This is a genomic window from Mucilaginibacter sp., assembly GCF_039925265.1.
Classification (GTDB): domain Bacteria; phylum Bacteroidota; class Bacteroidia; order Sphingobacteriales; family Sphingobacteriaceae; genus Mucilaginibacter.
This window is the reverse complement of record NZ_JBDSZG010000060.1, coordinates 1-13,731: the sequence shown is the minus strand read 5'-3', so window position 1 is coordinate 13,731 and position 13,731 is coordinate 1. Positions and strand designations below refer to the sequence as shown.

14 protein-coding genes are annotated in these 13,731 nt (G+C 45.8%); 3 read left to right on the top strand and 11 right to left on the bottom strand.

What is annotated here, in order from left to right; all coding sequences use genetic code 11:
- Positions 1–99 precede the first annotated feature (99 nt).
- Positions 100–1,017 (bottom strand): methionyl-tRNA formyltransferase, encoded by a 918-nt coding sequence (fmt, locus tag ABIX36_RS25390; protein ID WP_348084973.1) that lies wholly within the window; start codon positions 1,015–1,017, stop codon positions 100–102.
- Between the two features lie 72 nt (positions 1,018–1,089).
- Positions 1,090–2,319: a DUF1343 domain-containing protein gene (locus tag ABIX36_RS25385; protein WP_348084972.1), complete on the bottom strand. Its 1,230-nt coding sequence runs from the start codon at positions 2,317–2,319 to the stop codon at positions 1,090–1,092.
- A gap of 84 nt (positions 2,320–2,403) precedes the next feature.
- Here ABIX36_RS25385 and ABIX36_RS25380 point away from each other — a divergent pair, with 84 nt between their 5' ends.
- On the top strand, positions 2,404–3,624 hold the full coding sequence (locus ABIX36_RS25380) for an FtsX-like permease family protein (RefSeq protein WP_348084971.1): 1,221 nt from the start codon (positions 2,404–2,406) through the stop codon (positions 3,622–3,624).
- Between the two features lie 24 nt (positions 3,625–3,648).
- On the opposite strand, the gene ABIX36_RS25375 is transcribed toward ABIX36_RS25380, so the two are convergent.
- The 7 genes from ABIX36_RS25375 to ABIX36_RS25345 form a co-directional block, all read right to left on the bottom strand.
- Positions 3,649–4,380, bottom strand: coding sequence for an outer membrane beta-barrel protein (locus tag ABIX36_RS25375; protein ID WP_348084970.1), 732 nt, complete (start codon positions 4,378–4,380; stop codon positions 3,649–3,651).
- Positions 4,377–5,858: a hypothetical protein gene (locus tag ABIX36_RS25370; RefSeq protein WP_348084969.1), complete on the bottom strand. Its 1,482-nt coding sequence runs from the start codon at positions 5,856–5,858 to the stop codon at positions 4,377–4,379. Before ABIX36_RS25370 ends, ABIX36_RS25375 begins: the two co-directional genes overlap by 4 nt.
- Positions 5,851–6,405, bottom strand: a complete 555-nt coding sequence (locus ABIX36_RS25365; protein WP_348084968.1) for an RNA polymerase sigma factor — start codon at positions 6,403–6,405, stop codon at positions 5,851–5,853. Before ABIX36_RS25365 ends, ABIX36_RS25370 begins: the two co-directional genes overlap by 8 nt.
- A 142-nt stretch (positions 6,406–6,547) precedes the next feature.
- The gene (locus tag ABIX36_RS25360) at positions 6,548–6,988 is read right to left on the bottom strand and encodes a hypothetical protein (RefSeq protein WP_348084967.1); all 441 of its coding nucleotides are present in this window, start codon (positions 6,986–6,988) and stop codon (positions 6,548–6,550) included.
- A gap of 65 nt (positions 6,989–7,053) precedes the next feature.
- Positions 7,054–7,857: a nucleoside triphosphate pyrophosphohydrolase gene (gene mazG, locus ABIX36_RS25355; protein WP_348085113.1), complete on the bottom strand. Its 804-nt coding sequence runs from the start codon at positions 7,855–7,857 to the stop codon at positions 7,054–7,056.
- Positions 7,858–7,984: 127 nt separating this feature from the next.
- A complete protein-coding gene (gene mnmD / locus ABIX36_RS25350) occupies positions 7,985–8,692 on the bottom strand; it encodes a tRNA (5-methylaminomethyl-2-thiouridine)(34)-methyltransferase MnmD (RefSeq protein ID WP_348084966.1) in 708 nt (235 codons plus the stop codon).
- 110 nt (positions 8,693–8,802) lie between these two features.
- A complete protein-coding gene (locus tag ABIX36_RS25345; RefSeq protein ID WP_348084965.1) occupies positions 8,803–9,021 on the bottom strand; it encodes a hypothetical protein in 219 nt (72 codons plus the stop codon).
- Between the two features lie 459 nt (positions 9,022–9,480).
- Here ABIX36_RS25345 and ABIX36_RS25340 point away from each other — a divergent pair, with 459 nt between their 5' ends.
- Entirely contained in the window at positions 9,481–10,362 is an 882-nt protein-coding gene (locus ABIX36_RS25340) for an N-acetylmuramoyl-L-alanine amidase (RefSeq protein WP_348084964.1), read from the top strand.
- Positions 10,363–10,709: 347 nt separating this feature from the next.
- Positions 10,710–11,804, top strand: coding sequence for a Gfo/Idh/MocA family oxidoreductase (locus ABIX36_RS25335; RefSeq protein ID WP_348084963.1), 1,095 nt, complete (start codon positions 10,710–10,712; stop codon positions 11,802–11,804).
- A 443-nt stretch (positions 11,805–12,247) separates the two neighbouring features.
- Here the strand turns inward: ABIX36_RS25335 and ABIX36_RS25330 are convergent, their stop codons facing one another.
- Entirely contained in the window at positions 12,248–13,165 is a 918-nt protein-coding gene (locus ABIX36_RS25330) for an IS3 family transposase (RefSeq protein ID WP_348084962.1), read from the bottom strand.
- Positions 13,162–13,731: hypothetical protein (locus ABIX36_RS25325; protein ID WP_348084961.1), on the bottom strand; the 570-nt coding region annotated here is incomplete at its 5' end. The genes ABIX36_RS25330 and ABIX36_RS25325, both read right to left, overlap by 4 nt.

Below are 13,731 nucleotides of genomic sequence, written 5' to 3'. Positions count from 1 at the left end.
GCAAAATTAAGATTTTGGATTTTAAGAAAACATCGGTATTCAGCCGCCAAGTTTTCAGAAACATCTTTCTGCTTAGCGCCTTTGCGCGCCAAATTCTCGCTAAAACTTATTCCCCCTTAAAAACTCCTCAATACCCATGCGTTTTTTACCTTCCAACTGCACGTCGGTAACGCTTATGTAGCCGTCTTTGGTGGCAAACCTTAAACGGGTTTTATTATCGGTAACAAAGGCCCCGGCAGATACGCCCGGTTCGGTTATCTCAAAAGTGGCGTTGTATATTTTCAGCACTTTATCGTTTATGGTTGTGTAAGCGGTGGGTGATGGGCTTAAACCACGGATAAGATTATATACCTTTTCGGCTGGCTGGTTAAAATCTACCAGGCAATCTTCCTTAAATAATTTTGGCGCGTGTTTCAGCGTAACACCTTCAGTAAAGTGATCCTGCGGGTGCTGGCTGTAGCGGCCGCTTTCTATACCTTTTACAGTTTTTACCAAAAGGCCGGCGCCCTTGTTCATCAGCCAGTCGTGCAGGTCTCCGGCGGTTTCGGTGCCTTTTAGAGTTACTTTCTCGGTGAAGAGGATGTGCCCGGTATCAATATCATGAGTAAGGAAAAACGTAGTTACGCCGCTTTCTTTTTCGCCGTTGATGATGGCCCAGTTGATTGGCGCCGCGCCGCGGTATTGTGGTAACAGGGAGGCATGCAAGTTAATGGTGCCTTTGGAGGGCATGCTCCAAACAACCTCGGGCAGCATCCGGAAGGCAACCACCACCTGCAGATCGGCTTTCAGGGCTTCCAAGTCCTTTAAAAAATCGGGATTCTTTAATTTTTCGGGCTGTAGTACTTTTAAGTGATTTGCTACAGCATATTGTTTCACGGCAGATTCGTTTACTTTTTGGCCCCGGCCCGCGGGTTTATCGGGGGCGGTAATAACGGCCACAACATCGCAACCAGCGGTTATTAAGGCATCGAGCGACGCAACGGCAAACTGGGGGGTACCCATAAAAATTATTCTCATCTGCTTGTAGATTAAGATTTAGCGTAAAAACAAAAAAGAGCTTAATAGCGTTGCGGTGTTCAACTGCGGCTGCTATTTATACAGCAGATATTTGCTGCGTGTTACCTTGAAATTTGATAGGGCAGGCTCCCAGCTTTCTCTTATTTCAGCCTCCGTTTTACCGGCAATAATTTGCTTTTTAAGCATTTCGTTACCGGCAAGTTTGTTGAAGTATGCTATAAAAAAGTATTCCTTATCAGGGTACGCTTTGTAAAAGCTGATCAGCCACGCTAAGTTAAGCTTTTTCTGTTGCCTTAGGGTGTCGGTATTGTAATCTTTTAAGCTAATTCCATAACAAATTTGGTCTTTCAGAGGCGGATTATCGCTCATCCCCGGGATACTTACCGGTTTAAACGAAAAAGGGTACTTTCCCTTAAGCAAGGGGCTGCCCAGGATCTGGAAGGGTTCCATAGTTCCCCGGCCCAGGCTAATATTAGTCCCCTCAAAAAAACAGATGTGCGGGTATAGCAAAATAGACTGATCTGAGTTGAGGTTTGGCGATGGGTTAACGGGTAATTTATATGGCTTATCGTGCGTGTAATAGGCCACCTTAACTATTTTGAGCTTGCATTGTACTTTGTTCTTCAGCCAGCCCTCACCGTTTATCATCTGGGCGTATTCGGCTATGGTCATCCCGTGTACCACGGGGATGGGGTGCATCCCCACAAAGGAGCGGAAGGCGGTATCAAGCGTTGGCCCGTCCACAAAATAGCCGTTGGGGTTTGGGCGGTCCAGTATCATGAGTTCTACGTTATTTTCGGCACAGGCCTCCATTACGTAGTGCAGGGTAGATATGTAGGTATAAAAACGCGTGCCAACATCCTGTACGTCAAATATCATGAGGTTGATGCCTTTTAGGTCCTCCGGTGTTGGTTTGAAGTGTTTACCGTATAGCGAGATTGCGGGCAACCCAGTTACCGGGTCTTTGGTATCGTTAATGGTAGCGCCATCGCTGGCATTACCCCTAAAGCCGTGCTCGGGGCCGAAGATCTTTTTCACCGCTACGCCCAGTTTCAGCAGGCTATCAACAACGGGCACTTTCTTTGGGCCGATAACCGATGTTTGGTTTACCAGCATCCCTATGTTTTTGCCTTTCAGATAATCGAGGTAAACGGGCACCTGGTCTGCTGCGGGGGTAACTGGCGGCACCATTTTTTTAATGGCCAGTTTGTGATGCCTTTTGGGCGTTTGCGCCAGGTTATCGCAGGTAAAAAACAGGCAGCAAATAAGCGCGGCGGGTAGCAATATTTTTATCCTCATCATAAATTCATTATTTAAAGCAAATTTAAAAGCGGCTTGTTTAACCTTAAAAACGCATATTTGCGAAGGTACAAAAATCATTCAGCATTGAGTTTCGCCCGTTTTATATCAAGCCGCATTATACTAAAGAGTAAGCGTACATTTTCAAAATTAATTGTACGCATAGCTATCATTGGCATTATGCTGGGGCTTGGGGTTATGATACTTTCGCTGGCCGTTATCCGTGGATTTAAACAGGAGATCCGCGAAAAAGTTCGCGGCTTTGCGGGCGACATACAGATCGTAAAGTCAGATCTGAACAATTCTTACGAAAACTCCTCTTTTATCTCAGATGCCGACCTCATAACCAGGCTAAAAGCCAACAGGTACGTCGCCGCTATTAACCCTTATGCTACCAAGCCGGGAATTATAAAGGCCAACAGCGAAATAGAAGGCGTGGTGATGAAAGGCGTTGATAAAAATTACGACTGGAAGTATATTGAAAAAGTGCTGGTAGCAGGCACGGTGATAGATTTTAGGGACAGCGCCGAGGCCATGAAGCAGGTGATGATATCGCAGATAACCGCTAACCGCCTTAAGCTAAAAGCCGGTGACGACCTGCTGATCTATTTTATACAGGAAACCCCGCGCAAACGAAAATTAAAGATAAAAGGCATTTTTAGTATTGGGGTTGATGAGGTGGATAAAACCTTCATCATTGGCGATATTAACCTGATCAAGCGCCTTAACGATTGGAACAAAGGGGAAATTGGTGGCTACGAAGTGCGGCTGACCGATTTCGACAAGATAAACTCAACTGCCGACTGGATTGATAACAAGCTTCCCATTCTGCTAAAATCGTACACGTTGTTTGACAACTACCCCACTATTTTTGAGTGGCTGGGCCTGCTGGATGTAAACATTATAGTAATGCTGGTGTTGATGACGGCGGTAGCGGTTATCAACATGATATCGGCCCTGCTGATCATGATACTGGAGCGAACGGCCATGATAGGAATGTTTAAAGCCATGGGCGCGCGCAACTGGGTTATCCAAAAGATATTTCTTTACAATGCGGCTTATCTGATAGGGATAGGGCTGCTGCTGGGCAATTTACTGGGCCTTGGCGTAGGTTACTTCCAGGAATCCACCCACTTTTTTAAACTGGACCCGGCAAGTTATTATATGACGTTCGTCCCCATCAAATTCCAGCTGAGCGATGTGTTATTGCTCAATATATCCACGCTGATCATTTGCCTGCTGGTATTAATCATACCAAGTATGCTGGTAAGCCGGATCTCCCCGGTGAGGGCTATAAGGTTTAAATAAGGGAATAAACCAACGCGAAAAACACTAAAAAATCCGATACCCCAAACCGATCCTTATCACTTTACTATGTGCATTGTGCGAGCCTCCGCCAATGTAACCACCCATGTAATTAGATATACTATTGGCGTAGCTGGCATTAAGGCTGAACTTGTTTAAGCTGGCGACAAGGCCGAAGCGCAGCCTGAAATCTTCCGTTACGGTGGTGCGGTCAAGGTCGGTGGTGTAGGTTTTGCCATCGTTGGCATGGGCAATGCCTTTTTCGTGTGTGCTGCTGATGAAACCGAGATCGGCACCTGCTAAAATATCGAGTTTAATTTTGGTGAATGGTATACGGTAGCCGAAGTATGGGTTAAGGTTGATGATGTTGTTTTTTAAAGCGGTGCTTCCTTCAGCGTCAAACGGTACGCTGGTGCTGCTGCTAATTGGGTTATAGGTGCTTACCCCGGTGATGTCTACTTTGCTTTTCAGTTGTTCGTAAGCAGCCTGCAGCCCTATTATAAAACCGCCTTTGCCAACCAGTTGGGCCTGGCCGTTTACGCCAAACCCAAATCCAATTTTATTACCGTAAGGGTTATTGGTGTATGACGAAGGAGCTACGTTAGGAGTTACACTCGAATTGATAAATGAAGAAGAAGCAGTGGATTCGCCACTGTACTTAAACAAACCCGAGTAAGCCCCGGCTGTTACCTCCAGTTTTTGTGCCAGCAATGCTGTGCAGGCAAATACGCAAACAAGGCTTAGTAGAAGTTTCTTCATTTTTTGGTTGCTTTGAAATTGAATTTCAGGTTAACGCCTCCGGCACCGAAATGTATAGCCTGGGCACCCATACCGCCAAGCGGGTATTTCAAAAATGGCTCGATAACCAGCCTGTTTGTTTTGCCGATAGGGAAACCGGTGCCAAACGAAATGTTCAGCGTTTTGCCGAAGTAAAAGCTGCTGAAACTTTGGGTTGACGTTTGGTTCTGCGTGGTTACTGTTGAGTTAGCAAAACCGCTGTTATTGTGGTAGGCATACCGGTAAGTGTAGCGCTCATCTATAAAGGTACCCGAGCTTAAACCTGCCGAGATATAAGTATCACTTTTCTCGGGGTTAAACTCGTATTTGATGTTGATAGGGATATCCAACCCTACCAGGCTTGCATTTGAGCCACGTAGTTCGGCAACAGATGCAGCCGGACTAAACAGGCCACCCTGCTTTATTGACGGGCTTGCATCAGCGGCCAATGCCCGGTTGCTGCTACTTACCGGGGGCAGGCCGGCATAGCTAAAGCTGTTCTGCGCCAATGAAACCCCTGTAGAAAGTTTTACTTTTCTGCCTAAGCGGATATCTGAAGTAAAGCCCGCGCCGGCATTTACCTGGTTGGCACTGCCTTCGGCATAGTTAACGTAAGTTGCCGCGTATACGCTGAAGTTCACTTTCTTCAAATCCTTCTTATCCGCCTTTTGCTGGGCCACCACCTTTGGTTGGTTATCTTTAAAAAGATCATCAATGGTTTTAGCAGGTTGCTGCGCAACACTATTGGTTTTTGTGCTGGCAACGGCGTTGGTTTGGCTGTTATCTGTAACGGCAACAGGCACATCAATTTTAGCTACCTGCTGCTGGTCGGTTTTAACATTTGCCGGCTTTTGTACATCGGGGAGGGTAGTTGTGTTTACAGGCACTTGTTTGTCTGCTGGCGGGTTAGCCGCAACGATATCGGCGTTTTGATCCGGTTTCGAGATGCTATTGTTTTGGGTGCCATCTGCAACAACAGGCAGGGTATTAATGTGGGTGTTGCCAAAAGGCGTGTATTGTTTCTTTGATAATTTGTTATTCGCTGCATTGTAATTATCAGATGCAGAATGTGTTACGGGCCGACTTTTGCCCACACTATCGGCATCGATAGTTATATTATCATTATCGCCCGGTTGCGGCGGTTTTACCCAGGCAATGTGCGTTTTTGCCGCCTCGGCCATCTGTGCGCTATCAAGCTTCTGTATCACGTGCTTTGCCGGTTTGGTAGCTAATAGATCATTCGCTGCATTATTTTTACTTATCAGCCATAAGCCTACGCCTAAAAACACCAATAAAATCGCCGCGGCGCTGCTCCACCAAAGCCAGGCAATTTTGCGTTCCTGTTTCACCGGGAACTTTTTGCGGAGTTCCAGCCACGCTTCATCGGCCGGAGGTAATTCGTAATTATCAAACACCTCCGTGATGCGGCTCTTTAGTTTTTCATCAAACTGCTCATCCATGGCTTTGTGTTTCTGTTGTTAATAGCTGCCTTAACTTATCTTTGGCCCTGCTCAAATAAACCCGTGATGAACTGGCCGGCAGGTTTAAAATTTTGCCTATTTCATCATGGTTGTAGCCATCTATTTCATACATGTTAAAAATGGTAAGCTGTAGTTGCGGCAGGCGCTTCATCAGCTTTAAAATGTCTTGTGCGTTTAAACTGTCTATGGCACTGGCGTTATTGCCCACGCCAACCGCGTTATCCAGATCTGTGGTGGCCTGGTGTTTCAGTTCTTTACGTCGCCTGTCAATGGCCGTATTAACCACTATGGTTCGCAGCCAGGCCCTAAAGGGCTTATCGGTGTTATATGTATCTATATTATTAAACACTTTTATAAAAGCATCATTTACAACTTCCAATGCATCATCCTGGTTAAGGCTGTAGCGTACACTTATACCCATAGCATAGCCGTAAAACTGCTTATACAGCAATTCCTGGTATTTCAGGCTGCCTGTTTTGCATTTACTTACTATTTCGTCTTCAGTAATGCGTTGGGTTAGATGCATTAAATACTGTTAGTTCTGCTAAGTGTAAATAATTACGGTTGTTTATTGTAAAACGCTACACCGGGGCGCAGGTATTTTACAATAAAATTCCCGTGGCTTTTATCAATAAAGCCACGGGAACAAAAATAGTATATGCTATTGTTTAGTTTACCTTTTTAAGGTCGTACTGTAAGCTCAGCGTATCGGCACTGTTAAGCACCATTTGGAAAACGCTGCTGCCGTCGTAATAAAAGGAGTAGTATCCGTATAAATGTATTTTAGGATCAGTCGCTGTTGTGAAGGTTGCATCCTGAAATGCTATTACACTCCCACCTATATTGTAGCCGCCTTTACTACCGGCATGCAGGGTAGCGGTATCGCCCAATACTTTATAGGTGCCACCGTCTTCCAGTACTAACTGTATATTAGCCTTTGAAGTGTCAATTTTTGTTGCACCCTTAGCACGGTGTAATTTGCGGAACTGACCGGAAAACGTGCCAATGGGAGTAGGCACCGGCGCGCTTTCTTTATTAGGGGCACAACCGATTGCCATTAATATAGCTATTGCCACCGCCGGCAATAAATAAGTAGATCTTTTTTCCATTTTATGTTAAGTTATAAAGGGTTACGGGGTTGGTACTTAAAACGCTACAAGCTGTTTTATATTTTTTAGGTTTTTTTCGCCTCGTTCCAAAATACGTCCATTTCTGCTAAATTCATATCCTGCAGCTGTTTGCCATGCTCTTTGGCCTTGCTTTCGAGATACTGAAACCGCTTGATGAATTTGCGATTGGTTTTTTCCAGTGCATCCTCGGGGTTAATGTTGATGAAACGGGCGTAGTTAATGAGCGAGAATAACAGGTCGCCAAATTCTGCTTCGGCTTTTTCCTGGTCTATCGCGGTATCATCAACTACGTTAAACTCATCCTTAAACTCCTGCAATTCTTCTTCTACTTTGGCCCAAACCTGGCCTTTGTTATCCCAATCAAACCCAACGCCGCGGGCTTTCTCCTGTATGCGCGATGCTTTTACCAGGGCAGGTAATGATGCAGGCACCCCCGCCAGTACCGATTTATTCCCCTCTTTTAGTTTGATCTGCTCCCAGTTGCGCTTTACGTCCTCTTCACTGCTTACTTCGGTATCGCTGTAGATATGCGGGTGGCGGTTGATCAGCTTATCGCAAATGCTGTTGAGTACACCGGTAATGTTAAAATCATCCGTTTCGGATGCGATGCGCGAATAAAACACCAGGTGCAGCATAATATCGCCCAGCTCTTTTTTGATCTCCTGCATATCGCCACCCAGTATAGCGTCAGATAGTTCGTAGGTTTCTTCTATGGTGAGGTGGCGCAGGCTTTCCAGGGTTTGTTTCTTATCCCAGGGGCAGTTGGTGCGCAGGTCGTTCATGATAGTAAGCAGGCGGTCAAAAGCGCCTGAAGGCGTTGCAGAAGTAATAGGCGGCGTTAGTGGCATGTGGGCAAAGATAGTTAACAGTTGTGAGTTAGCAGTGGGCAGTTTGCTTATCTTCACCGGTTAATAGTGCTTAGTTTGCGGTTGATATTTTGTTTGTTGCAGGTTTGCCAACTGCAACTGGCACCGCTTACTGCAAACTGCTTACCGCCCTCAGCATTTCCCGTTTGCCTGGTGCTCCGGGGGCTTTCTCCACTTTTAAGCCTAATGCTTTGATGGTGCGTTTTAGGTTGCCGGTTATGGCGTAGGTAACAAATACGCCGCCGGGTTTTAAAAAACTGAGCGTATGGTTAATAGCGGCCTCGCTCCACATTTCGGGTTGGTTGGCGGCGGCAAAGGCATCAAAATAAATCAGGTCGAATTTTTGGGCGGAATTAAAAGCTTGCAGCGGGCAATGCGCCGTGCGTAGCTGAACAAAATCGTTTAGGGATGTTGCCCCCGTAAGCGATTCTGGGTAGCTATCTAAAAAACTCTGCCAGGTGGCACTGGTAACATACTTTTCATAGCCGGTTTGGCTAATTATTTCGGGGCTTAGCGGGTAAGCCTCTATACCGGTATAATCTAATTTGAGTTGTTCGGCGAAACAGAGATCGGCAGTTAGTAAGAAATTAAGCCCGGTGCCGAAGCCCACTTCCAGTATGCTTACCGTCTTTGGTGGGGTAGGGCTAAGATTTAAAAAATAGTTAAGGCCCGCTTGAAGGAACACGTGCCGGCTCTCCTGCACCGCACCATTGCGCGAATGATAGTTTTCACCAACCTGCGCATTATAAATGGTGTTGGAACCATCGGCAGTGGTAACTATTTGTAAGTTATCGGTGGGTTGGCTGGCGCTCGTCATCAGGCGCCAAATTTAGCAAATAGGAATGAGAAGGGATGTTAAACCAAAATTACCTATGAAAGCAAGTATAGGCGGACCCTGCAACCGGGACAATTTGACAGTTGGATAAATTAAGCAACCATAGCCAGCAGGCTGTTTAATTTGTGGCAGTATTCTGGTAATGATACCCGCCCGGTATCATAAGCGGCAACCAATTCGTCAAGCTGCTTGGCAATGTCGCGGCGGCTATCAGCATTCAGCTCGGGCTTTATGGCTTTTAGTTTATGGTTAATAGCTTTCGCCACGAATAGTGGCTGCACATCGCGGGTTTGTGCCAAAATACCGCTCATTTTATTGCGCTGGAGTTTATCGAATTTTAAAATAAGGTAAACTATCAGAGCTCCCAATATCAGAAAAAAGGAAAACGTTGTAAATGAGTTAGTAAATATGGTGTTCATGGTGTAGCTTTCTTATGTGCATTATTACGGATTTAGTATACAATAGGTTACGAAAGAAATTAATTTCAGGGGAATTTTTTTGGGACAGCGAATCACTTAAAAAACAGCTCGGTCTCTTTCAAGTTAAAGCAAGTGCTAATTGCCCGGGTAAACGCCTTTGTAGAAAAACATAATATTGCTTAGTTAAATACGGTAGAAAAGCGATACTTCGCGTCTTTTTTTTCATCTTTTTGCATGTGCCTTTTGTTTAACAGTTGTTGCAATTAAACCCGGGTGCAGGTTTGCAGTCATACCCAAAACAATAGCACGCCTTTTATCCTTTATAGGGGGTAGCCAGTTTATAACCAAATAATGCCTGCAAATAATTCAAAAACACAGGGTTTATACCCAAAAACAATCGTATATCTTTGCGCCATGTTTTTTAAGCCGCTTACAAGAGCCGCGTTGCTTTCTTGTACTATACTTTTTTTGGCCGGGGCTTGCCCGGCGTTTGCACAGTCGCCTGTTAAAACCGAAGATTCTACGGGATCGTTCCGTTTCAAAACAATTGTTATCGATCCGGGGCATGGCGGTAAAGATCCTGGTGCCCATGGGGCCTATTCCAACGAAAAGGCGGTGGCGCTAAGCATCGGCAAAAAACTGCGCGACGCGCTTAACGATCAGCTCCCGAATATTAATGTGATCATGACGCGCAGCACAGATAAATTCATCGAGTTGCACAACCGCGCCCAAATTGCCAACGATAGCAAAGCCAATCTATTTATATCTATCCATTGCAACTCTACGCCGCAGCGTGTGGGTACCCGCCGCGGCGCTATGTTGCTGTTGTATGGTTTCCACCGCAAGCAGGAGCAGTTAGAGGCCCTGCGCGAGAACGCTTCCATTTACCAGGAGAAAGATTACCAGAAAAAATACAACGGTTACGGTGAGGATGCAGCCATGAACGCCATAGTGCTGGCCGCGTTTCAGCAACGCTACCGCAAACAAAGCGTACAGTTTGGCGAATTGCTGAACACCGAGTTCACCGAAACCGACGGCCGCGCCAGCGTAGGTGTAAAAGAGCAGGGCGTACTGGTATTACAGCAAAGCGGCATGCCCGGGCTGCTGATAGAAACCGGTTTCATCAATAACCCTGATGACGAACGCTACCTCAACTCCGATGAAGGCCAGAACGAAATAGTGCAATCCATTATTCGGGCCATTAAGAAGTATAAGGCAGGCATTGGTAGCTAAACGAAGATCTCACCGATTATATAAAAGTTAGCAATTGCAGCCCGAGAAACCCAACGAAGCCGAAAAAAACCGGCATCAGGAACGTTCGGGTAGCATAGGCACTGAAGGAGCACTAACTTTTAAAGAACGTAACGTGGCCGGCACTTTTCTTTGGTGCGTTTCTTTTGGTGTCAAAAGAACGGCGAAGCCCTCTTGAGCGCCTTAAAAAAAATGCCGCGAAAAAATGAACATCCACAGGCTTGTCATAATCCATTGCCTAACCTAACGAAGCACAAAAGAGCAACCATTCTCCAACTTTCAATATTTTCCGCTAACTTTAAATGCCAAACATCAAACCATTTATAGTTATGAAAACAAGTACCCAAATTTCACGTCGTAGTTTTATTCAAAAAGGATCTATAGCCACCGGCGCTTTATTGCTCGGCAACGCTATATCCGCCCTGGCCAAAGGGAAAAAGATGGGTGTAGCGCTGGTTGGCCTCGGTTATTACAGCAGCGGACAGCTTGCCCCGGCGCTGCTACACACCAATAACTGTTACCTGGCCGGTTTAGTAACCGGTACGCCGCAAAAGGCGGTAGACTGGGCCAAAAAGTACAACATTCCTCAAAAGAACATATACAATTACCAAAATTTTGATGAGATAGCCAATAACCCGGATATCGACATTGTGTACATTGTGCTGCCGGTAAGTATGCACAAAGAGTTTACCATCCGCGCGGCAAAGGCGGGCAAGCATGTACTATGCGAAAAACCAATGGCGCTCAACGCTGCCGAATGCCGCGATATGATAGCCGCCTGTAAAAAGGCAAACCGTTTGCTGTCTATAGGCTACCGCCTGCATTTTGAACCGCATACGCAGGAAGTAATGCGCCTGGGGCAAAAAAAGGTTATGGGTAAAGTCACCACTATAGATACGGGCAACGGCTTCACATACGGAGGCGACCCTAACGCATGGCGACTTAAAAAGGCAATGGCCGGCGGCGGCGGCTTAATGGATATGGGTATTTACGCCATACAAGGTTCGCGGTATACACTGGGCGAGGAACCTATTGCTGTAAAAGCTACCCAGGAGAAAAAACGCCCTGATTTTTTTAAAGAAGTAGACGAAACGGTTTTTTGGGAGCTGAAGTTCCCCGGTGGCGCTAAAGTAACAGGCAAAAGCAGCTACAACAACAACTGGGGCTACCTGCACGTAACAACCGAAAAAGGCAACTTTGAACTGGACCCAGCCTTTGGCTACGGCGGGCTCGACGGCAAAATAAATGGCAAGCATATGGATATCCCCAACATTATACAGCAAGCAGCACAGATGGACGATTTTGCCACATGCGTTGCCCTCAACAAGCAAAGCCGTGTGCCGGGTGAGGAGGGGCTGAAAGACATGAAAGTAGTAGATGCCATTTACCGTAGTTTAGACAGCGGGAAATGGGAAAATATATAACAGAAGCCACGCTGAATTTAGATGGAATTTCATCTGCCAAGGCAGTGGTTCTGTGCTATTCCACTCCTTTGGACGGATTTAATTAGGGTTAACATAACTTAACACAATTTCAATAATTTATTTTTAAATGGCTGATATTCAATAATTTAAAAATAATCAGGGTTAACATATTTTTCACTATAATATTGTCACTGCCCCGTCCTGAAATAGCTATACAGATTTTGAGTAAATCCTGTAAAACCTATACCTTATAGCTTATTAATCCTAAAGGAACTATACAGGTCTTTTTTTTAAAGATAATCAATAATTGACTTGTTGTTTGTTTGTCGTGCCTGAATGTGGGAAACTCGGAGAGTTTTCCATTTTCAGGCACGTTTTTCTTTTTTTGCTTCTTTTTTCTTTTTGCCAGGCCTCCTTTTTTTGTGAATAACTTGTGTTGGATTTTATTGCAGCGGCAAAACCGCTGGTTTTTCCTTCTGCCATTTGCCGGCATAGGCCTTCCATCGCTTTGCCAATACACCCGCTTGCCTGTGCGCCTGGCATGGTGTTAAGTAATCGCAGCTGCCGTGGGGCCTTAATTCGTTATAAGCCTTAACGCTGTTATGGATCTTCCCGTAGGTTTGCTCAAAGTTTGATGAACTGCTGTACAGGTTAAATTCGCTCTTTAGGATACCGTTCATCCGCTCTGCCAGTGCATTCTCATAGGGGTCACCGTTTTGCGTCATACTAATAGCTATCTGTTGGCAATTAAGCAACCCCACATAATCCCTGCAGCAGTACTGTGAACCCCTGTCTGAATGATGGGTCAGCGGCTGCCCGCTGTAGCTGCGGTTATCGAGGGCCATTTGTAAGGCTGCTACACAGCCCGATGCAAGCATATCGCTGCGGAAACAATAGCCCATGATCTTCCTCGAAAATGCATCCGTGACCAGGCTTAGGTAACCCCATTGGTTCATCACCCTGATGTAAGTCATATCACTCACCCACAGTTGTTCCGGGCGTATAATAGCCACGCCCGCCACCAGGTTGGAATACTTATGCATCCAGTGGCGGGAGTCTGTAGTGAAGATCTTCTTCCTGCGCTGACGGATCAGCAGCTTATGGGCACCGAATAACTCAAACAAGTAATCCCTCCCGGCCGAAATGCCATGTGACTCCAACATGGGCTGTAACAAGAAAAGCATCTTCCGGGTCCCCAGCCGGGGCAACGGCCCCCTTATTTCATGGACAAGCTGCAGAATGATCTCCTCCTTCATCGAATCATGCTCACTTCTCCATAGATGATCGTAATAGGCATGGCGCGTTTTGCCAAACAGCCTGCAAAGAAACCCAAAGCCTAAATGGGGATAATCCTGCTTCATGATTTTGACTGCCTGGCACCAGCTTTTTTTCTGATGGCGATGTTAAACTGATCCTGTGCTACATCAATGAGCGTATTTAAAGCGTTGATCTTCATTTGCGCTTCATCCAGCGCCTTCTTTAAAGCTTCCTTTTCACTGTCCGGTAGTTCGGGCTTATCCTTCATCTCAAATGGATCATAAATGGCAAGTTCGACATTTTCTTTCCGGAATGCCCTAAGCCATTTAGTTAAAGTGTTACCACTGATCCCGTGCTCCTGCCTGGCCGCATAAGGGGTCAGGGTACCTTGCTCAATCAAACGCACTACCGATCTTTTTTCAACATCTGTCAAATGAGCCCCGACTTGCTTTTGCTGGTATGCTATGGAACTATGATTCCGCATCCAACCACTTATCGCACTCCGGGAAACGTTATAACGGTAAGCTATAACACTTCTGGGAACACCATCTTCTATCGCACGGATCAGCTCTTCCCGTAAACCCTTCGGGAAATGAACCCCTGCGAAGAGCCGACCCGATCTTATTAAATCTTCATCCTCTATTTTCATACACCTTTTTTTAGTGTATAG

What these genes read in the sequence shown, in the direction of transcription:
- fmt (WP_348084973.1), bottom strand. Translation starts at nt 1,017, where the DNA reads ATGAGAATAATTTTTATGGGTACCCCCCAGTTTGCCGTTGCGTCGCTC.
- ABIX36_RS25385 (WP_348084972.1), bottom strand. Translation starts at nt 2,319, where the DNA reads ATGATGAGGATAAAAATATTGCTACCCGCCGCGCTTATTTGCTGCCTG.
- ABIX36_RS25375 (WP_348084970.1), bottom strand. Translation starts at nt 4,380, where the DNA reads ATGAAGAAACTTCTACTAAGCCTTGTTTGCGTATTTGCCTGCACAGCA.
- ABIX36_RS25370 (WP_348084969.1), bottom strand. Translation starts at nt 5,858, where the DNA reads ATGGATGAGCAGTTTGATGAAAAACTAAAGAGCCGCATCACGGAGGTG.
- ABIX36_RS25365 (WP_348084968.1), bottom strand. Translation starts at nt 6,405, where the DNA reads ATGCATCTAACCCAACGCATTACTGAAGACGAAATAGTAAGTAAATGC.
- ABIX36_RS25360 (WP_348084967.1), bottom strand. Translation starts at nt 6,988, where the DNA reads ATGGAAAAAAGATCTACTTATTTATTGCCGGCGGTGGCAATAGCTATA.
- mazG (WP_348085113.1), bottom strand. Translation starts at nt 7,857, where the DNA reads ATGCCACTAACGCCGCCTATTACTTCTGCAACGCCTTCAGGCGCTTTT.
- mnmD (WP_348084966.1), bottom strand. Translation starts at nt 8,692, where the DNA reads ATGACGAGCGCCAGCCAACCCACCGATAACTTACAAATAGTTACCACT.
- ABIX36_RS25345 (WP_348084965.1), bottom strand. Translation starts at nt 9,021, where the DNA reads ATGAGCGGTATTTTGGCACAAACCCGCGATGTGCAGCCACTATTCGTG.
- ABIX36_RS25340 (WP_348084964.1), top strand. Translation starts at nt 9,481, where the DNA reads ATGCCTGCAAATAATTCAAAAACACAGGGTTTATACCCAAAAACAATC.
- ABIX36_RS25335 (WP_348084963.1), top strand. Translation starts at nt 10,710, where the DNA reads ATGAAAACAAGTACCCAAATTTCACGTCGTAGTTTTATTCAAAAAGGA.
- ABIX36_RS25330 (WP_348084962.1), bottom strand. Translation starts at nt 13,165, where the DNA reads ATGAAGCAGGATTATCCCCATTTAGGCTTTGGGTTTCTTTGCAGGCTG.